The organism is Pseudomonas sp. 14P_5.3_Bac1, from assembly GCF_025466135.1.
Lineage (GTDB): Bacteria > Pseudomonadota > Gammaproteobacteria > Pseudomonadales > Pseudomonadaceae > Aquipseudomonas.
The window spans coordinates 228,241-248,539 of sequence record NZ_JANLOF010000087.1; the positions used below are offsets into that span (position 1 = coordinate 228,241).

Sequence of the window (20,299 nt, forward strand, 5' to 3'; positions counted from 1 at the left end):
GGTCAGTGCCGTTCCAGGGGCTCAGTATCGCGCCAATTCCGCTCGTCCTACAAAACATGGCAGCGATTCCTACTCCATTACTTGTAAGGCTTTAGCATGGCTATCAGCGTTTTCGATCTATTCAAGGTAGGCATCGGCCCTTCCAGCTCCCATACCGTGGGCCCGATGCGGGCGGCGGCGACCTTTGCCCAGGCCCTCACCGACCAACAATTGCTGAGCGAAACGTGCCGTGTCGAGGTGCGCCTGTATGGTTCGCTGTCTGCCACCGGTGTCGGCCACGCCACCGACCGCGCATGCGTAATGGGCCTGATGGGCGAATGGCCAGACAAAGTCGACCCGACCTCGATCAACGCCCGTATCCAGCAATTGCGCGAAAGCGGCCAACTGTTGCTCGCAGGCACGCAGGAAATTGCCTTCAACTGGCACACCGACCTCCTGCTGCTGGAGGAAAGCCTGCCCTACCACCCCAATGCCATGTCCCTGCACGCCTATGGCGACAACGGCCTACTGAGCGAACAGACCTATTACTCGGTCGGCGGTGGTTTCATCATCGAAGCGGCCGAAGCCGCTTCCAGCATCTCGCCGACCAGCGATGTTGAATTGCCCTACGACTTTTCCAGCGCCGTCGAACTGCTGGCCTTGTGCAACAAGCACGGTCTGCGGGTTTCCGAGCTGATGATGGCCAACGAACGCGCGTGGCGCAGCGATGAAGACATCCGCAGCGGCCTGCTGCACATCTGGTCAGTCATGCGCGAATGCGTGGAGCAAGGCCTGCGCGATGAAGGCATCTTGCCGGGTGGCCTGGACGTGCCACGCCGCGCGGCGAAATTGCACCGCAGCCTGTTGGAAATCGGCAAGCCGAATGTCATCACTTCAACATTGTCGGCGATGGAATGGGTCAACCTGTTTGCCCTCGCCGTCAATGAAGAAAACGCCGCCGGCGGGCGCATGGTCACTGCGCCAACCAATGGCGCGGCAGGGATCATCCCGGCGGTGCTGCATTACTACATGAAGTTCAACGCTGACGCGTCTGATGACGATGTAGTCAATTTCTTCCTGGCTGCCGCCGCTGTCGGCATCCTCTGCAAGAAAAACGCCTCGATCTCCGGTGCCGAAGTCGGCTGCCAAGGCGAAGTGGGTTCCGCCTGCGCAATGGCCGCTGCAGGCCTGGCCGATATCCTCGGCGCCACCCCGGAGCAGTTGGAAAACGCCGCCGAAATCGGCCTGGAACACAACCTCGGCCTGACCTGCGACCCGGTCGGCGGCCTGGTGCAAGTGCCGTGCATCGAGCGCAATGCCATCGCCGCGGTCAAGGCGATCAACGCCACGCAAATGGCCCTGCGCGGTGACGGCAAACACTTCATTTCCCTCGACCGGGTGATCCGCACCATGCGCGACACCGGCGCCGACATGCATGACAAATACAAAGAAACTTCACGGGGCGGCCTGGCGGTCAGCTGGGTGGAGTGCTGACCGGAGCACTGCAACCCGTCCTGAACGTGAGCCCGCGCAAAAATAATAACGAGGCAATATCGATGACCGATGTACGTACACCTGCTGCTGAAAACCCTGTTTCAGAAAAAACCGTGACCACCGGCTGGACCAAACACGACACCACCTGGATGCTCGGCCTCTACGGCACGGCCATCGGCGCGGGCACCTTGTTTCTGCCGATAAATGCAGGCGTCGGCGGCTTCTGGCCGCTGATCGTGCTGGCGCTGCTGGCTTTTCCGATGACCTTCTTCGCTCACCGTGGGCTGACGCGCTTTGTGCTGTCAGGCAAATCCGGCGACATCACTGACGTAGTCGAAGAACACTTCGGCGTCGGAGCCGGCAAGCTGATCACCTTGCTGTACTTCTTCGCCATCTTCCCGATTTTGCTGGTGTACAGCGTGGCGCTGACCAACACGCTGAGCAGCTTCATGGAACACCAACTGCACATGGCCCCGCCGCCTCGGGCGATCCTCTCGCTGGTGCTGATCCTCGGCCTGATGGCCATTGTGCGCTGCGGCCAAGGCGTGATCGTCAAGGCCATGAGCGTGCTGGTGTACCCCTTCGTCGCTGCCCTGCTGTTGCTGGCCGTGAGCCTGATCCCCAACTGGAACGGCGCGTTCTTCGCCTCCGCCAGCGAAGGCATGCCGCTGCCGGTTTTCTTCAAAACGCTGTGGCTGGCAATCCCGGTGATGGTGTTTTCCTTCAACCACTCGCCGATCATCTCCGCGTTCGCCGTCGACCAAAAGCGCGTGTACGGCGCCCAGGCCGAGCGCAAGAGCAGCGGCATACTCGCCACTGCGCACGGCATGATGGTGCTGACCGTAATGTTCTTCTGCTTCAGTTGCGTGTTGGCCCTGTCGCCGGCTGACCTGGCGGCTGCCAAGGCGCAGAACATTTCGATCCTGTCGTACCTGGCCAACCACTTCCAGACCCCGGTAATCGCCTACGCCGCGCCGTTGATCGCGTTGGTGGCTATTACCAAATCTTTCCTGGGCCATTACATCGGTGCCAGCGAAGGTTTCCAGGGCTTGATCGTCAAATCCCTGCGTGGGCGTAACCGCGCGATGTCGTCCAAAGGGCTGGAACGCTGCACCGCGCTGTTCATGGTGCTCACCTGCTGGGCCGTGGCCACGTTCAACCCAAGCATTTTGGGCATGATCGAAACCCTGGGCGGGCCAATCATCGCGTGCCTGCTGTTCCTGATGCCGATGTACGCGATCCGACGCGTGCAGTCTCTGCGCCAGTATTCGGGCCAGCTGTCGAATGTGTTTGTGGTGGTGATCGGTCTGATTGCGCTGTCTGCGATCGTTTTCTCGGTATTGCCCTGAAATAGCCCACTGACCTCAAGCACAGCACAAAACAAATGTGGGAGCGGGCTTGCCCGCGAATGCAGTCTTTCAGCCGAGTATCTATTGGCTGATACACCGCTTTCGCGAGCAAGCCCGCTCGCACATTCAGACTTCACTGGCGCGAAGATCGCTGTACGGCACGCCCCTTGCTGTACAGCTCTTGAGGAAAACGGACCTTGTGAAAACCTCAGCGACGGAGTGGCCGGTAGTCAGGCAACGCGAACTAATCCAGACGCCGGTCGTCAATGACTGCATGTTCTTATCAGGCGGTAACGCACCATGGACAATCCTTTTCAGATCATCACCGACACCTTTACGCCCAAATACCGCGTCAACCTGAGCATCCAACGGCTGGATGGCAGCATCATGCTCACCCTCTCGAACGAGGATGGCGTGGTCGCCAAACGCATGATCAGCGCCGAACAGCGCAACGACCCGCAACGGCTCAAACGGCTGGTGCAAAGCATTCAGTTCGGCATCGCCATCGAGCAGGGCCACAGCGCCATGGAGATTCTGACGGTGATGACGGACGGCGACCATAAGGTGCTGCAGCAACCGCCCGCTCGCGCCCTGCCCTTCAGCGTCGGGCTTTAAAGCTCGCCCTTCTCGGTTTCCAGGCTCGCCTCGCCTTTGCGACGCGGGCCTTCAACCTTCACCGAAGGAAATGCCGAAGAGGCGTAGCGCACCACCAGGATCGAGAACGCCAGCAGCAGAATCCCGCCGCACAGGTAGATGATGCCGATGTCCGGCGGGTTGTGGTGGGAGACGTTGGAGATCAGCAGGCGCGTCAGCGCGGTGATTGCCACGTAGATCAGAAAACGCACCGGCATGTGGTTTGTCTTGACCGCTACCACCGCACAGCAAGTGCTTTAGCGAGCGTCTATAGGCATATCGCCACCATCTTCATTCGTGTTATTTTCCATCTTACGAACTCGTAAATAATGGAATGGATTCAGATAAAAAATGCGAATAAAAAAACTACGTCTGTTTAACGGTTACAAACGCTTCTATGACTTAACTATAGACCTTGGAGAGTCGCCCTCCCGAATTATTGCTCTAGTAGGGGCTAACGGTAGTGGTAAAAGTAGCGTTCTCGATGGCATGCTTTTCCTAAACAATGCATACGGCCAACTTGGTAACAAATCCGCCAAAAACCATTTATATCACTCTATGAATTCCGATCCCTCCTTCAACTATCAAAGCATTGCAATTGACTTCACTGACGGTGACTACCCTACCATCCGCGGAAAGCGACCCGGCGCAGAAAATACTATTTTTTCATTTAGAAGTCCGTACAGGTACAACAGCAGTCTAAATATAACTGAGACAAGAGCAGTTTCTGAGATACGCCTTAACAACTACGGCGCCACTTCTGCATCAGATCTCGATGATAAGATGGAAGAAAACTATCGCAGATTGAATATCAGATACAATAAATATCTGAACGAAAAAAACTGCCGACCCAGCGAAGCAAAAGAGCAAATAATAGAAGAATTAAACAAATCAATTCGAAACTGTCTTAGCCTTGAAATTGACAATATTGGAAACGTCGAAAGCTCTCAAGGAACGCTGTTTTTTATAAAAAAGGATTCCACAAAGCCTTTTCCGTTTGACGTGCTTTCGTCTGGCGAAAAAGAAGTAATTGATATTCTTCTAGATTTGTATTTGAGGCAAGACGACTACAACGATACTATCTTTCTACTTGATGAACCAGAGCTTCACATAAATACAGCAATACAGAGAAATCTTCTCATTGAGATAAACCGTCTGGTGGGAAAAAACTGTCAAATCTGGATCACGACTCATAGCATAGGTTTTATGCGAGCCCTTCAGGAAGAGATCAAAAGTGAGTGTCAAATAATCTATTTTGATGAAAACGACAATCTCGCATCTCAACCAAAAACTCTCACCCCGGCACCTAAAACTTCGGCGATGTGGCGGAAAATTTTTGGAGTAGCGCTAGATGATCTTACCCACCTTTTAAGCCCCAAACGTATCATTTATTGCGAGGGTCGAGACAGCCCAGGATCCGGCGGCATAGAACGCGGAATGGATGCCCAAGCTTACAACAGTATTTTTAACGAAAAATATCCGGATACATTGTTCATTTCGAGCGGCGGCAACACTGAATTAGATCAACGAAGTGATATAGCTATTGCAATTCTGTCGAAAGCACTTCCAGACCTGGAAATATTATTACTTAAAGATAGAGATTCCGGCTCTGGAAGAGGCGTATCAGCCGAGCAAAGGGAAATATATTTAAGCACCAACGGTGACCACCACCGAATGCTAAATCGCTGGGAGATCGAGAATTATATTTTCAGCAAAGACGTGCTAACACACTATTGCGAAAAAAACAGCCTCCTATTTGATGAAGACTCGTATGACAAGCTTGTATCCAACATACAAGACCAAAGCGTTAAGGACCTCTGGAATCGAATTAAAGCCATTTGCGGTATCAACACCAGCATCAACCCTGAAAAATTCAAACTTGAAGTAGCAAAAGTTTTCCCAACAAACTCAACCTCGTTCTTAGAGCTAGAACATTCCATTTTCGGCGCGCTATAAAAATGATGCGCAACTACTTAACTGGTTGCGCATTAACTACCCCCGGACAACTCTAGCTTTAGGAGTCAAATTTATCTTTGACAGATGAGAGTTTGACGAAGCAAATCGTGCAAGTGGCTTTTATTTGCCAAATATCAACCGGCTCCAATATTCAAAACGGCGAATCTCGCATACCATTCAAAACAACTCATTCAATCTGTTTTTCTTTTACAGAGGGATACTTCGAAGATGAATACCTAACCACCAAAATCGAAATTGCCAGCAGCAACACACCACCGCACACATAAAGAATCCCGGTATCGGGTGCATTATGATGAGAAACATCACTTATCAATAATCGAATCAGTGCCGTAACACCAATATATAAAAGAAAACGTAAGGGCATATGATTTGTTTTAAAATATATACCCGCCATAGCCAAAAGCTCAAGATAGATAAACAACAGTAAAATATCATCAATTGTTATTTTCGGCTGTTGAAGCATACCTATAAATGTAGACACTCCAGCCCAAACTGTAATTAATCCAATTGCGAAAAGCGCTAGGTAGTGGAAGGTTTCTACGAATAAATTGCCAATCGAATCAGCACCGCCATGCAGCTTTTTGCGCAGGCTTTCAGCCCATTTCACTTCTTGCGTCATCGTAACCACCACTGTTCAGAAATTGAGCGAATCAAGCCAACCACACGGCGAATCAGCGGCAGGTCATGCACACCAAGCCCCAACGTTATCAGGGCTTGTAAGAATCTGGCGACCACTACGAGAAATGTTAGTAACGTATACCTTCGTCTTAAAATAAATCCCGACCATCGCACCCAATTCCAGGTAGATGAACAGCAGCAAAATGTCATCGATCTTGATGTGCCCGGTTTCCAGCATCCGCAGAAATTCCATCACCGCCGCCCAGGCGGTCACCGCACCAATGGCGAACAGCGCCAGGTAGTGGAATGTCTCGACAAACAAATTACCCAGCGACTCAGCCAGCCCATGGACGTTCTGGCGCAGTTTTTCGGCCCAGTTGATTTTCACGATGATGCTTCCTTAGGTCGGCTCGACCGGATAATGCGGGTTGGACGTGACGGTTGTTCTGCATGCAGAAAAAAGGCCAGACACTAGAAGTTGAGATGGTGGCCGCGTGATATGAGGCACAAGGTCGTCACAGGTAAGGTGATAACCTCAAACACGAGCGCCTCGCGGCAGTGCTCTATGCCTATTTCCCGGCTACATTAAAAAACTGCTACCCAAACCCCGTGGTTTGGCTTACCCTTTTCGCTGTATATAAATACAGTAGTCGCAAAAGACAACTATCGTGAAGGCATGTGAGGTGGTGAATGGCCGTCGAAGTGGTATACCGCAGCAGCCGAGATCTGGAGCGTTTGTTCATGGATAAAGCCGAAGCTGACCGTCATGACAAAATGCTTGAACTCGCTGAGTTGCTGGCAGAAGTGTTGCAAAAAGCCGTGCCGTCCCTGAGCGAGCAGCAGGTGGAAGAAGCCGGGATCTACATGGCGAAGAACCGCGATGTATTTGCCAAGGCGTTCAAGAGCCAACCGGACGCATTGTCCGAGTTGCTGAACCCAACGGCAGAATAAAGCCCGAATTGAACAGGCCCTGAGTCATTGATTCAGGGCCTTTTTAATGCCCGATTATGGGTACAGCAAGCGTTCGGCCAGCTCATCTGCCACCCGGGCAGGCGAGCGTTTCTCGGCTTGGGCGTGGGCGAAGATTTCCGTCAGGCGCGTGCCGATGTTCGCCAGGTGCGCGGTGATGCCCGGCAACTCGGCGCCGCTATGTTTGAGGGCGACGTAGATCAGGCCGCCGGAATTGATCACGTAGTCCGGCGCGTAAAGGATGCCGCGCCCTTCCAACTGGTCGGCGATGTCCAAGGTGGTCAGCTGCGCGCTGGCCGAACCCGCCACGGCGGCGCAGCGAAGCTGGCCGACGCTGTGTCGATTGAACACGGCGCCGACGCCGCAAGGCGCGAGAATGTCGCACGGCGTGCTGAGCAGGGCGTCATTGGCGATGGGGTGCGCGCCGAGCTGCTCCATCGCCAGTTGCACCTTGCCGTTATCGATATCGCTGACCAGCAATTCGGCGCCGGCCGCGTGCAGTTGCTCGGCCAGGGCGTAACCGACATTGCCCAAGCCCTGGACGGCCACGCGCAAACCTTCCAGGTTGTCACTGCCCAGCCGGGCCATGGCGGCGGCGCGGATGCCGGTGAACACGCCCATGGCCGCATGCGGCGCCGGGTCGCCCGCGGCAGTGGTGCTGGTGACGAAGCGGGTGTGCTGGGCGATGCAATCCATGTCCGCCACCGAAGTGCCGCTGTCGATGGAGGTGATGAAGCGGCCGTCGAGCTTTTCGATGCAACGGCCAAACGCTTCAAACAACGCTGCGCGGCTTTCCACGTGTACGGGGCGGATGATGACTGCCGTGCCGCCGCCCACCGGCAAACCGGCCAGGGCGGCCTTGTAGCTCATGCCTTGGGCCAGGCGCGCGGCATCGGCCACGGCACTTTCATCGTCGGGGTAAGACAGGTAGCGACAACCACCCAAGGCAGGGCCCAGGCGGCTGTTGTGAATGGCTATGATCGCCTTCAGCCCGGTCACCGGATCGACGCTCAGGTGCAGCGATTCAAGGCGGGTGCTGTGCATGAGAGCAAACATCGTCAAGCTCCCGAATCACTTCTGGTAGAGGCCCAAGTATAGGCTGACGGTAGGAAACTGCCGAAGTGCGCTGGAATAAGCCGACTCAATTCACAGATCCCGCGACATAAGCAGGCCGGATATTTCTTAAGTCACTGGACGAAAATTCGCAGCAAGGCTAAAACGGGGGCATCCGCCGGAGAACGCAATGAATCCCCGCACAGCCTTTTTCGCCTGCCTGGACCGTTCACCCCCAGCGCTGTTTGAAGCCGCGCTGTGGATTGCTGCCGAACACGACCCGGCCGTACAGCCGCTGCTGATCCTGCAAGCGCTGACCCTGCTGCAACAACAGGTCAGCGTGGGCATGCCCCTGTTGCCGGCGGATGAACTCGGCCAGCCGCTGCTGCGGCGCATGAATGACCTGGGCTTCGCTCAGGATGACTTCACCCCATTGCGCCCCGCCGCGGCCCTTCTCGATAAGGTGCTGCAGCGTAAACGCGGGCAGCCGTTGGCGATGGGCTTGATCGCGCTGGAGATGGCCCGGCGCCTGGACATTCCGATGGTCGGTGTGAATTTCCCGGGGCATTTCCTGCTGCGCGTGCCCGGTGCCGATCACCTGCTGGACCCATGCGGCGGGCGACGTCTGTACCCCAATGATTGCCGTGAGTTGCTGCACCGCCAGTACGGCCCGAACCTCAAGTTACAGGCCGACCACTTGCTCACCGCCGAGCCGCGCTCGATCCTGCAACGTTTGTCACGCAACCTGCGCCAACTGCACCTCTCCAACGACAACCCGCTGGCCGCCTTAATCGACGCCGAGCGCGTGCTGGAATTGGGCAATGCTAGTGCCGCCGATTACCTGGCCCGGGCCAGCCTGTACCAGCGCCTGGATTGCCCCAGCGCCGAACGCTTCGACCTGGAGCACGCGTTGTTGCTCAGCGAAGACCCGATCCAGCGCCTGCGCCTGACCGAGCGGCTGGGGCACTTGCCGCCCAATTCAGTGGTGCATTGAACGGGTTACTCCGGTTCGTATGGCTTGTCGTGGCGAGCGGGCTTGCCCCGCGTTGGGCTGCGCAGCAGCCCCAATACAGTCACCGCATCTCTCCAGACAAACCGCGGTGGCAGGTTTTTGGGGCCGCTTCGCAGCCCAACGCGGGGCAAGCCCGCTCGCCACGCCAAGCCCGCTCGCAACAACACGCCAGCTCGCTACAAAGTCTGCCAAGCCAACAAGATCAGTGCTTGGCCGGTGCTTTGAGAATATCGCTGTGGAGTGGCCCCTTCGCCGCAGCTGATCCAGGCGAACGCACCTGAATGATCAACAACGCCGCAATCACCGCCGGAATCGCGCAGAAGAAGAAAATCTGCTGCACCGGAATATGCATGGCCAACAGCATGCTGCCAAACAGCGGCCCCAGGATTGACCCAAATCGCCCCACGCCCAATGCCCAGCCGGTGCCCGTGGCGCGCACGTGTGCCGGGTAGAAATTACTGGCGAAAGCATTGAGGGTCAGTTGCCCACCGATAATGCAGAACCCGGCCGCAAACACACAGGCCACCAGATAACGCGGGTTATCGTGATTCAGGCCGAGCAGGATGGTGCACACCGCAGCGGCGGCCAACACGCCGGACAACAGCCGCACTTTGCTCTTCAAGCGATCGGCAAACCAGGCCATGCCGATGGCGCCCAAGGTGCCGGCAAACAGGAACATCGAGGTCACCAGATTGGCTTGCTTCAATTGCAGGCCGCTTTCCAGCAACAACGACGGCAGCCAACTGATCATGAAATACAGCAGGATCAGGCTGACGAAAAAGGTTGCCCAGATCAGCACGGTCGGGCGCGCGTAGCCGTTGCGAAACAGCTCCACCACCGTCAGTTTGCTGCCCTGCTCCTGAAGGTTCTGCGCTTCACTCGCCAGCGGCGGTTGCCACCCCGGCAGCATGCGCGCGGTAACTGTACGCAAGCGCGCATACGGCGGTGCATCGCGTAACAGACGCGGCAGGGATTCCGGCAACAGCCACACCAGGAAAGGAAACAGCAGCAACGGCGTCACGCCGCCCGCCAGGAACACCGCCTGCCAGCCGTAGCCTTCGATAAACCCGGCGGCGACAAAACCACCGGCTGCGCCGCCAAACGAAAAGCCACACGCGGCCAGCGTCACCATCAAGGTGCGCATACGCGGGGGCGAATAGTCCGACATCAGCGCCATGGCACTCGGCATCGCGCCGCCCATGCCGATGCCGCAGATAAACCGCGCGGCCATCAACGTGGTCAGGGAATTGGCAAACACCATCAGCACCGTGAGAGTAGCGTAGATCAGCACACAGCCGAGTAGGATGCGGCGCACGCCGAAGCGGTCCGCCAATGGCGTCACCAACAGCGAGCCGAGCGTCAGGCCCAGCAGGTTGGCGCTGAACACCGGGCCGAACGCGGCTTTTTCCAGGCCCCAATCCTTGGCCAATGCCGGCACCACATAGCCCAGCACCTGGGCATCGTAGCCATCGGTGACCAGCAGCAACGCCAGCAACACGAGGATCAACCACTGATAGCGCGACACCGGACGGGCGTCGAGTGCCGCACGAAAGCTGGCAATCTGATTGTGCATCGCAAGGTACCTATTATTTTTATAAGGGTGACGCTGATCAACCGTGGGCGCTGGCTTGCCTGCGATGACGGCCTGTCATGTGCGCCATCACTGGCTGACACTGCGCTATCGCGGGCAAGCCCGCTCCCACATTGATTTAGGGTGTGTCCGGGGTGTCGGGTTGGTTAGCCGGGTGCGCCTGCACAAATGCCGGATGCTGCGCCGCCAACGCCGCCACGCGCGCAATGCGCGGGTACGCCGCCAGCGGCACTTTGAAACGCTCCGCCGCATACAACTGCGGAATCAGAAACGCATCCGCCATCCCCGGCTGTTCGCCAAAGCAAAAGCCTTTATCGCCAATCAGCTGCTCCACCGCGCCCAGGCCCTGGCTGATCCAATGCCCGATCCACTCCAGCAATTGCGCCTCGTCGTGCCCCCACTTGCGCAACAGGTTCTGGGTACTGGAGTTGTGCAGCGGGTGAATATCGCAGCCGATGATGGACGCCACTGCGCGCTCATGGGCGCGCGTGGCCAGGTCTTTGGAAAGCAGCGGTGCCTGTGGATAACGTTCCTCCAGGTACTCGATGATTGCCGGTGACTGAATCAACAGATCACCTTCGTCCGTACGCAACGCCGGCACGCGGCCCTGCGGGTTGATCGCCAGGTAGTCCGGCTGGCGATTGGCACCGCCCGGCGGCACCAGCAAGTTGACCGGCACTGCGGTGACGTCCAGCCCCTTGAGCGCCAGGGCGATACGCACGCGGTATGACGAAGTGGAGCGGTAGTAAGTGTAGAGTTCCATCGCCCTGCCCTCTTAACGCGCCGCGACGACGGTGCCACGGCATTCGCCGAACCCGATGGAGGCAAACCCTTCGCGGCTGCAACGCGCGCGCAGGATGATTTCGTCGCCGTCTTCGAGAAACTTACGGACCTCGCCCGAGGCCAGTTCAATCGGCTTTTTACCGCCTTCGGTAATCTCCAGCAGGCTGCCGAACTGCCCCGGCTGCGGGCCAGACAAGGTGCCCGAACCAAACAGATCACCAGCCTGCAATTGGCAGCCGTTAACGCTGTGGTGCGCAACCATCTGCGCCACGGTCCAGTACATGTGCTGGGTGTTGCTCAGGGTCAGGCGATGGGCCGGCAGGTTTTGCTCGCGCATCGCGGCGGTGGTCAGCAGCACTTCCAACTCAATGTCGAAACCGCCTGCGGCCTGGTCACGCTTATCCAGCAGGTACGGCAGCGGTTGCGGATCGCCCTCGGGGCGTGCCGGCTGGGCTTTGCGGAACGGCTCCAATGCTTCGGCCGTCACCACCCAGGGCGAAATGCTGGTGATGAAACTTTTCGACAGGAACGGCCCCAGTGGCTGGTATTCCCAGGCCTGGATGTCGCGCGCCGACCAGTCATTGAGCAGGCAGAAACCGGCGATATGCTCGGCCGCATCGCCAATCGCGATCGCGTCGCCCATGGCATTGCCCTGGCCGATCCAGATGCCCAGTTCCAGTTCGTAATCCAGGCGCGCGCAAGGGCCAAACGTTGGCTCGGTCTGGCCGGCCGGCAGCGTCTGGCCTTTAGGGCGGCGCACCTCGGTGCCGGACGGGCGAATGGTCGAGGCACGACCGTGATAACCGATCGGCACGTATTTGTAGTTGGGCAGCAGAGGGTTGTCGGGACGGAACAGCTTGCCGACGTTCTGCGCGTGTTCGATGCCGACGTAGAAGTCGGTGTAGTCATTGATTTTTGCCGGCAAGTGCATCTGGCAATCAGCGGCCAAGTGCAGCACTTGCGCCTCACGGGTTTGCAGTTTGCTGCCTTCGGCAAGCAGTTCCAGCAGGCGTTCGCGCAAGGCCAAACGCGGGCCACGGCCAAGCTCGAAAAACGCATTCAACTGGCCGCCGACAGTCGCCTCCACCGCGCGGCGGGCTTCGCCGTCAAACTCATCCAGGGCCGCGTGCAGGTCGAGAATGCAGTCGCCAATCGCCACGCCACTGCGCGGTGCCGAGCCGTTGGTACTGAACACGCCCAGCGGCAGGTTCTGCAGGGGAAAGTCCTGGTGACCGTTAGCGGAGGCCACCCAGCTGCGGGCTAGCGTTGGTTGAGTCATGGGTTATCTCCGGTTCGGGTTGAAGGTGGCAGGCAGTGAGGCCCAGCACGCGTCGTAAGCGGGTTGCAGTTGCGAGCATTCCAGGGCGAACTGTGTGGGGCGCAGCACTTGGCTGGTCTCGAACATGAAGGCCATGGTGTTATCAATCTTGTGCGGCGCCAGCTCGACATTGATCGCCTTGGTGCAGGTTTCACCGTCCGGGCCGTGGGCGCTCATGCAGCTGTGCAGCGAGGCGCCGCCGGGCAGGAAGCCTTCGGCCTTGGCGTCGTAGGCGCCCTGGATCAGGCCCATGTATTCGTTCATCAGGTTGCGGTGGAACCACGGCGGCCGGAAGGTGTTCTCGGCCACCATCCAGCGCGGCGGGAAGATGACGAAGTCGAGGTTGGCCAGGCCGTGCACGCTGGTGGGCGAGGTCAATACGGTGAAAATCGACGGGTCAGGGTGATCGAAACTCACCGTGCCGATAGTGTTGAACCGGCGCAGGTCGTATTTGTACGGCACGTTATTGCCGTGCCAGGCGACCACGTTGAGCGGTGAGTGATCGAGTTCGCAGGCCCACAGTTCGCCGAGAAATTTCTGCACCAGCGTTGTCGGCTTTTTGAGGTCTTCGTAGTGGGCAACCGGCGCGAGGAAGTCACGCGGGTTGGCCAGGCCGTTGCTGCCGATCGGGCCAAGGTCCGGCAGGCGCAGCGGCGCGCCGTGGTTTTCTGCGATGTAGCCGCGTGCTTGGGCATCCAGCAATTCGACGCGAAATTTCAGGCCACGCGGCAGTACGACAATTTCCAGCGGCTCCACGTCCAGCACACCCAATTCGGTGGCGATGCGCAGGCGGCCCTGCTCGGGGACGATCAACAGTTCACCGTCGGCGTTGAAGAACACGCGCTCCATCGACCGATTGGCGCGGTACGTGTAGATGCTGATGCCAGACGGCTGTTGCGACCCGGCGTTGGCAACCATGCCCACCAGGCCGTCAATGAAATCGGTGGGCTCACTCGGAATATCCAGAGGGTTCCAGCGCAAGCGGTTGGGAGTCACTGCGCCCAACGGCCCACCGGCCAGTTGCCGCTCAAGCTTGACGAACGCCGGGTGATTGGCCGACGGCTGAATGCGGTACAGCCAGGTGCGACGGGCTTCGCTGCGCGCCATGGTAAAGGCCGTGCCGGAGAACAGTTCGGTGTACAGGCCGTACGGGGCTTTTTGCGGGGAGTTCTGGCCAACGGGCAGCGCGCCAGGCAGGGCTTCGCTGGCGAATTGATTGCCAAAGCCCGATTGGTATTCGAGGTTCATGGATCATCCTCTGAGCGGAAGTTGTTTTTATCGTAATCCAGTTACGCATAACGTAATTTGATCACTGTCGACCGTCAAGCTATAAAGACGCCCATTCCCCCTCTCGGATTCTCGCTCCTCCATGGAAAAGCCCCGCGACACCGGTAAACAGAAAGTCCGCTCGGCCGAAGTGGGCACCGATATTCTCAAGGCCCTCGCCGAACTGTCGCCGGCCACGTCGCTGTCGCGCCTGGCCGAGCATGTGCAGATGCCGGCGAGCAAGGTCCACCGCTATTTACAGGCGTTGATCGCCTCGGGCTTTGCTGAACAGAACACCGCCACCAACCACTACGGCCTGGGTCGCGAGGCGCTGCGCGTGGGGCTGGCCGCGCTGGGCAGCATGGATGTGCTGAAAGTCGGCGCCCTGCCCCTGGCGGAACTGCGCGATGAGTTGAATGAAACCTGCTTTCTGGCGGTGTGGGGCAACCAGGGCGCGACCGTGGTGCACATCGAGCCGGCAGTGCGCGCGATCACGGTGGTGACGCAGCTGGGTTCGGTGTTGCCGCTGCTCAGCTCGTCCACCGGGCTGGTGTTCAGCGCTTATCTGCCGTCGCGGGAAACCGTGGAATTGCGCGAGCGCGAGATTCAGGCCGGTGTCGCCCATGCCTTGGCGGACGATCAGGCTTACGCCACCGCCTGCGAGCAGATCCGCAGCCGTGGCCTGCACTTTGTGCACGGCTTGCTGATGCCCGGCGTCGACGCATTGTCGGCGCCGGTATTCAACGCGGTCGGCCAGGTGGCGGCCGTGATGACCGTGGTCGGCCCGACCTCACTGTTCCACGCCGATGAAGATGGCCCGGCGGCGCAGCGCTTGCTGGCGGCGACCCGGGCCGTGAGTTGGCGGATGGGCTATCAACCCTGAATCAATCGTCCCAGCGTGACAGGGCCACGGCCACGCGGTTCTCCAGCGCCTTGACCTGCGCGCCGGCCACCACGTAGTTATTGCTCAGCATCGAGAACACCAACGTGCGCCCATGGGCGTCGGTGATGTAGCCGCTTAATGACGAGACGCCGCCCATGGAGCCGGTTTTGGCATGCAGGTTGTTTTCAGCCGGCGTGCCGCGCAAGCGATAGCTCAGGCTGCCGCCGGTCATGCGGTCAGTGTTGCCGGCAATCGGCAGCGCGTTGTACCAGGCGTTGAACCACGGCTGTTTGCGCGCGGCCAGCAGCAGGTCGGTGAGGGTTTGCGACGACACCAGGTTCTGCCGCGACAGCCCGGAGCCGTCGACTTGGTGCAGCGCCGCGGTATCCAGGCCCTGACGCTTGAGGAAACCGGCGACTGCCACCACACCCGCCGCCGCCGTGCCGCTGTTGGCGGTCTGACGGCCCATGGCCTTGAGCAAGGCTTCAGACATGTTGTTGTTCGAGAGTTTGAGCAGCGGCGTGATCAATTCCTGCAACGGCGCCGATTGATGCTCGGCCAGCACGGTCACGCCGGCAGGGGTTGCAGCCCCCACCATTCGACGCCCGAGTACCGTGATGCCCTGCTGTTTGAGGGCCTGTTCAAACAGATTGGCCACCAGCTGCGTCGGTTCCCACACGCTCACCAGCTGCGGGCTCTGCCTGCCCGGCGCCACCGCACCGCTGAGCTGCAACAGGTTGGTGCCATGGCGGCGGTTGATCCCGTAGGTGTTGCCCGGCCCACTGACCGCGCGGTTGCTCAATTGCAGGTAATCGGTGGGCGGGAAGATCTCGACGCTCACTGGCTGGCCGACACGCGCTGGCGCCTTGGCTGTGACCAGCACGCTGCCCGCATCAAAATCCGCATTGGGTGACACGGTCAGCGCCGAAATCTGCGCGCCATAGTAGGTGGTTTCATCATCGTGGGACCAGTCGACACCGAGCCGCTCGGCGTCAAACCAGGTGTCGTCGAACACGATGTCGCCCTGCACTTGGCGAACACCCTGGCTGGCCAGTTGCGCTGCCAGGGCCTGGTAGTCGGCGAACTGAATCGTCGGGTCGCCGAGGCCACGCAGGTACAAGTTGCCAGTCAGGCGATCGCCCTGGCGTATGCCATTGCTCAGCAGTTGCGTGGAGAACCGGTATTGCGGCCCCAGCACGTCCATCGCCGCCGCCGTGGTCAGCAGCTTGAGATTGGACGCGGGGACCAGGCGCGTGCGCGGGTTGTGCTGATAAAGCGTGGCGCCACTGCGCGCGTCACGCACCGTCAGCGAAACCGTGGCGCCGTGCAGCGTCGGGTCGGCCAGCAGTTGATCAAGGGAGTTGGAAGTCTGCGAAACACTCGCGCAGCCGCCCAGTAAAAAGCTCAAGCCGACCAGCATCGCGCTGGTGTGTATCCATCTGCCCAAGTGCATCAGTAGCGTTTTCCCGCGAAGTCTTCAGTGGCGGCAACGCTACCAGCTCAATGCCGTTGTGGCGAGCGGGCTTGCCACAACAGCAGCCCGTCTGACGCATTAAAACTGAAGCGTACTGGACACCGACACCTGCCGCGCATCGCCTAGCGACACAAACACCCGGCTCGCGGCCGAGGTGTAGTACGTGCGGTCGAACAGGTTCTTCACATTGAGCTGGAACTTGACCTTCTGGCCTTCGATCTTGGTGTCATAGGTGGCAAACGCGTCGGCGACGGTGTAGCCCGGCAGGTTGAAATCGTTGGCGGCATCGCCTGCGCGCTCGCCGACATAACGGGCGCCTGCGCCCAACCGCAATTGATCACCACCAAAAATAGTGCCGAAATCGTAGACCGCCGACAGCGAGCCCGTGTGCTTGGCCACGTTTTGCAGGCGGTTGCCCTCAAGCGTCGGGTCTTTGTCCTTGGTGTCGAGCGCATCGGTGTAGGCGTAGCTGCCGATCACGCTCCATTGGTCGGTCAACTGGCCGGTGGCGTCCAGCTCCAGGCCACGGGAGCGCACCTGGCCGGCAATGCTGTAGACGGTGTTTGCCCCGGATCCCACCGAGACCAGCACGTTGCGTTTATCGATATTGAACAACGCCGCGCTGGCGGTAATACGCCCCGGGATGTCGAGCTTGGCCCCCAGTTCCCACGACTTGGATTCCTCAGGCGTGAGGTCGCCGGTCAAGGTGCTGCCATCGGCCAGGGCGGCGATGGTGGAGTTGGGTTTGAACGACTCGGTGTAGCTGCCGTAGAACGACAACTCATCCGTGTAGCGGTACACCAGGCCGGCGCGCGGCACCCAAGCCTGGCCATTGCCGTTGGTGTTGGCCGTGAACGGCACACCCTTGCCGGCGTACTGGTCATACATCTGATAGCGCACACCGCCCACCAGGATCCACTGATCGGTCAGGTGAATGGCGTCCTGGAAAAACAGTGAGTCGCTGCGCAGCAGGTCCGTCTGGGCGCTGTCCTTGGCACTGACGGTGGTGCCTTGCACGTCCCTGCCGTAGACCGGATCGAGGTAGCTGAAGGCGCTGCGTTGCGCCTGGCGGATCAAGTCGGCGCGGTAGATCTTGCGGTACTCATCGTCCAGGCCGAACACCAGGTCATGCTGCATGCCGCCGACGTTGACGCTGCCTTCCAGACTCATCGTGGCAAAACGATCGGTGGTCAGCGCACCCCGCGTGCCGTCCATGCTGCGGGTCAGGGTGCCGTTGGAATTGACCGAAACCGTGCGCACCTGGCTGGCATCATAGGTCTCGCGGTTCCAGCTGTAGCCCAAGTGCGCCTTCCAGTCGTCGTTCAAGTCGTGGTCGACTTCCAGGCGATACAGGTCGGAGCGGCCTTCCATGTTGTTGAACGGCTCATCCAGGCGCCGGGTCGCGGGGATGTTCAGCGGGTGATTGGTCTTGGGGTCGATGGCGGTGCCACGGTCGAACGGCGAGAGGAATTCGCGGTGCTCGTAAGCGAAGACCACTTTGGTGGTGTCGCCGTACCAGGCCAGGGACGGCGCCACCAGCGTCTCGCGGTGGGTGCCGAAATTGCGCCAGTAATCTTCGTCTTCATGGTCGACGATCAGCCGGTACGCCAGGCCGCTGTCGCCAATCGGGCCAGTGGTATCGAGGTTACCGCCACTGCCGTTCTTGCCATCGCCGAAGGTCGAGCCACGTGCGGTCAGGGAGGTGGATTGGGTCAGTTCCGGCTTTTTGCTGACGATATTGACCACGCCACCCGGGTCCTGAATACCGTACAACAATGACGACGGGCCCTTGAGCACTTCAACGCGCTCGGCAGTGGAGTTCAACGCTCGCCCCTGCACCACGGGCATGCCGTCTTGCATGATCGAGCCATTACGGTTATCGCCAAACCCGCGCAGCATCACCGCGTCCTGGGTACTGGCCAAGGTGTTGGCCTGGGTGATGCCGCTGATATTGGCGAGGGCGTCATCCAGGTTACGCGGGGTCTGGTCGCGCAGCACTTGGGCGGGCACCACGTTGACGGTTTGCGGGGTTTCCAGCAACAGGCCATGGGAGCGCATCACCGAGCTGGTGGGCGGCGGCTGGTAACTGGTGCTGTCCTGGGCCTGGCCGGCGCCGCTGATGGTGGTGGCGCCGAGGTTGACCGCGCCGTCGGTGGGCACAGGTTCAAGGGCCAAGGTGTGGGCGTCGATCTGGCGGAAGGTAAAGCCTGAGTGGCCGAGCAGGCGTTGCAGGGCCTGGGTCGCGCTCATTTGCCCGCTGACGGCAGGAGCACTGAGACCGTAGGGCGCTTCATCAGTATAGATCACGCTGATCCCGGTGACGCGGCTGAAATCACTCAGGGCCTGGGGCAGCGGCTTGGCTGCCAGCGCAAAATTGAACTGGGCGCTTTGCTGCTCCTGCGCCTGCGCCACGGCCAGGGGCAGCAACGCCAGCCCCGACACCGCCAGTACCGAGGCTCCCAGCCACTGTTTTACCCAACCGCCCGCCGTCGATTTCATGCTGTGAGAACCCGTGTAGAAAACGCTGTTAATGCGAATAGATCGCAGTTTCAAGCACTACACGGATGGGCGGTGGATTTACCTCACGTTGTTTTGAAAATAATTTTATTTACTGCGCCTGAATGCGGAACCCCAACCGTGGGAAATGCACATGCACGGTGCCGCCGCGTTCATCGGTACGCCGCAGGATCAACTCCTCACGCCCGGCGAACAGCAACTCGCCGGCCACCAGATCGGTGCCGTAGTCAGTGGCGCAAATGCTCACCTGCTGGCCCGGCTTGAAGCCGTTCAAGTCCTCGAACAGTTCATCCGGCAAGGCCGCAGGCGTCGCGTTACGCGCCACTTCCAAGGCCTGTTCGGCGCTCATCTCGCTGGCAGTGCCATGGCCGAAGCTCAACACACGGTCCAGCCAGGTGGCGACGGCGGGATAGGCATCCACTAAAGGCGCCGTCACCGACGAGCCTTTGAGGAACCACAACGGATGCGCCAGGGCAAAGTCGGCAATCGACGGCTCGCCGAACAGGAAGTCACCTGCCTGGTGCTGCAATTGCTGATCGATGCGGCTGATGATCGTCGGCCATTGGTGCTTGGCCCGATCCAATTGCACGCGGGTGGCAGTGCCGCCGCTGAACAGTTTGGCGCGGTCCGCCACCAGCACGTCAAGCATCTGCGGCGGCACTTTGGCGAACTTGACGGCCAGGGATTCGGGCTGGAACACCAGCGCCACGGCATGCGAGAACACCAACGAATCGGCCCACGCGGCGAAGCTTTGCGTGACCAGCTCCAGGCCTTGGGGAAACAGCGCCGGCGCGGACTTTTCCTGCTCCAGGCGGTGGGCGATCAAGGCGGTGTCGCAGTAGATATCGGCGCCGACTTGCAGCACCGGCGTCTTGCGGTAACCGCCGGTGAGGGCCGTGAGGTCAGGCTTGGGCATCACCGGCGAGATAAACACCGAGCGCCAGGACAAGCCCTTGAAGCCCAGCATCAGGCGGGCTTTTTCAGCAAAGGGGGATTGCGGGTAGTGGTGCAGGATCAACTCAGACATGCCAGGCTCCGCTCAAGTAAGTGAGCCGCTAGCTTAGCCTGCAACGCCCCACATGCGGGCGATGGGAACCCATCAGTCAAATCAATGAACCGCTCGCCGCCAGGCACTCCTTGGCGCTCTTTTTGAGCTTTTTGATCAGCCGCTCCTGGCGCAGCGCCTCGCCCTTGCTCGCGCATTGCTCGGTGTACACCAATGCCACCGCGGGGCTGGACAAAAAGAACCGCGCGCCCTTGCCGCTTTGGTGAGAAGCAAAGCGGCGCACCGGGTCATTGCTGATGCCGCAATACAGCGAGCCATTGGCCGCGCGCACCAGGTAGACAAACCAGGGTTTGGGTTCAGGAAGATCAGTCACAGGT

At 59.4% G+C, this 20,299-nt stretch carries 17 protein-coding genes and 2 pseudogenes; 7 read left to right on the plus strand and 12 right to left on the minus strand.

Features of this window, described 5'->3' with window-relative positions; translation table 11 throughout:
* Nucleotides 1-96: 96 nt before the first annotated feature.
* The 3 genes from NTD89_RS27040 to NTD89_RS27050 all read left to right on the plus strand — a co-directional run bounded on the left by NTD89_RS27040 (nt 97) and on the right by NTD89_RS27050 (nt 3,437).
* Nucleotides 97-1,473, plus strand: a complete 1,377-nt coding sequence (locus NTD89_RS27040; protein WP_262210588.1) for an L-serine ammonia-lyase — start codon at nt 97-99, stop codon at nt 1,471-1,473.
* A 62-nt stretch (nt 1,474-1,535) separates the two neighbouring features.
* Nucleotides 1,536-2,822, plus strand: coding sequence for a serine/threonine transporter (locus tag NTD89_RS27045; RefSeq protein ID WP_262210590.1), 1,287 nt, complete (start codon nt 1,536-1,538; stop codon nt 2,820-2,822).
* 300 nt (nt 2,823-3,122) lie between these two features.
* Nucleotides 3,123-3,437 carry a DUF3509 domain-containing protein gene (locus tag NTD89_RS27050; protein ID WP_242194545.1) on the plus strand — a complete coding sequence of 105 codons (315 nt, stop codon included), beginning with the start codon at nt 3,123-3,125 and terminating at the stop codon, nt 3,435-3,437.
* On the opposite strand, the pseudogene NTD89_RS27055 reads toward NTD89_RS27050, so the two are convergent.
* Nucleotides 3,434-3,685 (minus strand): annotated as a pseudogene (locus NTD89_RS27055) (phosphate-starvation-inducible PsiE family protein); the annotation flags it as partial. The gene NTD89_RS27050 and the pseudogene NTD89_RS27055 sit on opposite strands and share 4 nt — an antisense overlap.
* A 121-nt stretch (nt 3,686-3,806) precedes the next feature.
* On the opposite strand from NTD89_RS27055, the gene NTD89_RS27060 reads away from it, so the two are divergent.
* Nucleotides 3,807-5,411, plus strand: coding sequence for an AAA family ATPase (locus NTD89_RS27060; RefSeq protein WP_262210592.1), 1,605 nt, complete (start codon nt 3,807-3,809; stop codon nt 5,409-5,411).
* 187 nt (nt 5,412-5,598) lie between these two features.
* On the opposite strand, the gene NTD89_RS27065 is transcribed toward NTD89_RS27060, so the two are convergent.
* Both NTD89_RS27065 and NTD89_RS27070 read right to left on the minus strand, forming a co-directional pair.
* Nucleotides 5,599-6,051 (minus strand): phosphate-starvation-inducible protein PsiE, encoded by a 453-nt coding sequence (locus NTD89_RS27065; RefSeq protein WP_262210593.1) that lies wholly within the window; start codon nt 6,049-6,051, stop codon nt 5,599-5,601.
* Between the two features lie 144 nt (nt 6,052-6,195).
* A pseudogene (locus NTD89_RS27070) lies at nt 6,196-6,438 on the minus strand (phosphate-starvation-inducible PsiE family protein); the annotation flags it as partial.
* Nucleotides 6,439-6,740: 302 nt separating this feature from the next.
* On the opposite strand from NTD89_RS27070, the gene NTD89_RS27075 reads away from it, so the two are divergent.
* Nucleotides 6,741-7,001: a YebG family protein gene (locus NTD89_RS27075; protein WP_016974596.1), complete on the plus strand. Its 261-nt coding sequence runs from the start codon at nt 6,741-6,743 to the stop codon at nt 6,999-7,001.
* A gap of 54 nt (nt 7,002-7,055) precedes the next feature.
* On the opposite strand, the gene NTD89_RS27080 is transcribed toward NTD89_RS27075, so the two are convergent.
* The gene (locus NTD89_RS27080) at nt 7,056-8,075 is read right to left on the minus strand and encodes a Glu/Leu/Phe/Val dehydrogenase family protein (protein WP_145161336.1); all 1,020 of its coding nucleotides are present in this window, start codon (nt 8,073-8,075) and stop codon (nt 7,056-7,058) included.
* 187 nt (nt 8,076-8,262) lie between these two features.
* Between NTD89_RS27080 and NTD89_RS27085 the strand changes: the two genes are divergently transcribed.
* The gene (locus tag NTD89_RS27085; RefSeq protein WP_262210595.1) at nt 8,263-9,066 is read left to right on the plus strand and encodes a SirB1 family protein; all 804 of its coding nucleotides are present in this window, start codon (nt 8,263-8,265) and stop codon (nt 9,064-9,066) included.
* Between the two features lie 220 nt (nt 9,067-9,286).
* Here the strand turns inward: NTD89_RS27085 and NTD89_RS27090 are convergent, their stop codons facing one another.
* The 4 genes from NTD89_RS27090 to hmgA all read right to left on the minus strand — a co-directional run bounded on the left by NTD89_RS27090 (nt 9,287) and on the right by hmgA (nt 14,024).
* Nucleotides 9,287-10,657: an MFS transporter gene (locus tag NTD89_RS27090; RefSeq protein ID WP_262210597.1), complete on the minus strand. Its 1,371-nt coding sequence runs from the start codon at nt 10,655-10,657 to the stop codon at nt 9,287-9,289.
* Between the two features lie 136 nt (nt 10,658-10,793).
* Nucleotides 10,794-11,438, minus strand: coding sequence for a maleylacetoacetate isomerase (gene maiA / locus NTD89_RS27095; protein ID WP_242194552.1), 645 nt, complete (start codon nt 11,436-11,438; stop codon nt 10,794-10,796).
* A gap of 12 nt (nt 11,439-11,450) precedes the next feature.
* Nucleotides 11,451-12,737, minus strand: a complete 1,287-nt coding sequence (gene fahA / locus NTD89_RS27100) for a fumarylacetoacetase (protein ID WP_262210599.1) — start codon at nt 12,735-12,737, stop codon at nt 11,451-11,453.
* A 3-nt stretch (nt 12,738-12,740) separates the two neighbouring features.
* A complete protein-coding gene (hmgA, locus tag NTD89_RS27105; protein WP_262210601.1) occupies nt 12,741-14,024 on the minus strand; it encodes a homogentisate 1,2-dioxygenase in 1,284 nt (427 codons plus the stop codon).
* Between the two features lie 121 nt (nt 14,025-14,145).
* Here hmgA and NTD89_RS27110 point away from each other — a divergent pair, with 121 nt between their 5' ends.
* Nucleotides 14,146-14,925 carry an IclR family transcriptional regulator gene (locus tag NTD89_RS27110; RefSeq protein ID WP_242194558.1) on the plus strand — a complete coding sequence of 260 codons (780 nt, stop codon included), beginning with the start codon at nt 14,146-14,148 and terminating at the stop codon, nt 14,923-14,925.
* Between the two features lies 1 nt (nt 14,926).
* Here NTD89_RS27110 and dacB read toward each other — a convergent pair whose 3' ends face one another.
* The 4 genes from dacB to NTD89_RS27130 form a co-directional block, all read right to left on the minus strand.
* Entirely contained in the window at nt 14,927-16,378 is a 1,452-nt protein-coding gene (dacB, locus tag NTD89_RS27115; RefSeq protein ID WP_262210604.1) for a D-alanyl-D-alanine carboxypeptidase/D-alanyl-D-alanine-endopeptidase, read from the minus strand.
* A gap of 99 nt (nt 16,379-16,477) precedes the next feature.
* Nucleotides 16,478-18,898 carry a TonB-dependent siderophore receptor gene (locus NTD89_RS27120; RefSeq protein WP_262210605.1) on the minus strand — a complete coding sequence of 807 codons (2,421 nt, stop codon included), beginning with the start codon at nt 18,896-18,898 and terminating at the stop codon, nt 16,478-16,480.
* A gap of 109 nt (nt 18,899-19,007) precedes the next feature.
* Nucleotides 19,008-19,943, minus strand: a complete 936-nt coding sequence (locus NTD89_RS27125; protein WP_262210606.1) for a glutathione S-transferase family protein — start codon at nt 19,941-19,943, stop codon at nt 19,008-19,010.
* Nucleotides 19,944-20,019: 76 nt separating this feature from the next.
* Nucleotides 20,020-20,295 (minus strand): GIY-YIG nuclease family protein, encoded by a 276-nt coding sequence (locus NTD89_RS27130; RefSeq protein ID WP_025855645.1) that lies wholly within the window; start codon nt 20,293-20,295, stop codon nt 20,020-20,022.
* Between the last annotated feature and the right edge of the window lie 4 nt (nt 20,296-20,299).

Excerpts from the sequence above, each read along its gene's own strand:
- dacB (WP_262210604.1), bottom strand. The coding sequence starts at position 16,378 with ATGCACTTGGGCAGATGGATACACACCAGCGCGATGCTGGTCGGCTTG.
- NTD89_RS27065 (WP_262210593.1), bottom strand. The coding sequence starts at position 6,051 with ATGACGCAAGAAGTGAAATGGGCTGAAAGCCTGCGCAAAAAGCTGCAT.
- NTD89_RS27090 (WP_262210597.1), bottom strand. The coding sequence starts at position 10,657 with ATGCACAATCAGATTGCCAGCTTTCGTGCGGCACTCGACGCCCGTCCG.
- NTD89_RS27085 (WP_262210595.1), top strand. The coding sequence starts at position 8,263 with ATGAATCCCCGCACAGCCTTTTTCGCCTGCCTGGACCGTTCACCCCCA.
- NTD89_RS27075 (WP_016974596.1), top strand. The coding sequence starts at position 6,741 with ATGGCCGTCGAAGTGGTATACCGCAGCAGCCGAGATCTGGAGCGTTTG.
- NTD89_RS27125 (WP_262210606.1), bottom strand. The coding sequence starts at position 19,943 with ATGTCTGAGTTGATCCTGCACCACTACCCGCAATCCCCCTTTGCTGAA.
- NTD89_RS27050 (WP_242194545.1), top strand. The coding sequence starts at position 3,123 with ATGGACAATCCTTTTCAGATCATCACCGACACCTTTACGCCCAAATAC.
- NTD89_RS27120 (WP_262210605.1), bottom strand. The coding sequence starts at position 18,898 with ATGAAATCGACGGCGGGCGGTTGGGTAAAACAGTGGCTGGGAGCCTCG.
- NTD89_RS27060 (WP_262210592.1), top strand. The coding sequence starts at position 3,807 with ATGCGAATAAAAAAACTACGTCTGTTTAACGGTTACAAACGCTTCTAT.
- NTD89_RS27080 (WP_145161336.1), bottom strand. The coding sequence starts at position 8,075 with ATGTTTGCTCTCATGCACAGCACCCGCCTTGAATCGCTGCACCTGAGC.
- NTD89_RS27110 (WP_242194558.1), top strand. The coding sequence starts at position 14,146 with ATGGAAAAGCCCCGCGACACCGGTAAACAGAAAGTCCGCTCGGCCGAA.
- NTD89_RS27040 (WP_262210588.1), top strand. The coding sequence starts at position 97 with ATGGCTATCAGCGTTTTCGATCTATTCAAGGTAGGCATCGGCCCTTCC.
- NTD89_RS27045 (WP_262210590.1), top strand. The coding sequence starts at position 1,536 with ATGACCGATGTACGTACACCTGCTGCTGAAAACCCTGTTTCAGAAAAA.
- hmgA (WP_262210601.1), bottom strand. The coding sequence starts at position 14,024 with ATGAACCTCGAATACCAATCGGGCTTTGGCAATCAATTCGCCAGCGAA.
- maiA (WP_242194552.1), bottom strand. The coding sequence starts at position 11,438 with ATGGAACTCTACACTTACTACCGCTCCACTTCGTCATACCGCGTGCGT.
- fahA (WP_262210599.1), bottom strand. The coding sequence starts at position 12,737 with ATGACTCAACCAACGCTAGCCCGCAGCTGGGTGGCCTCCGCTAACGGT.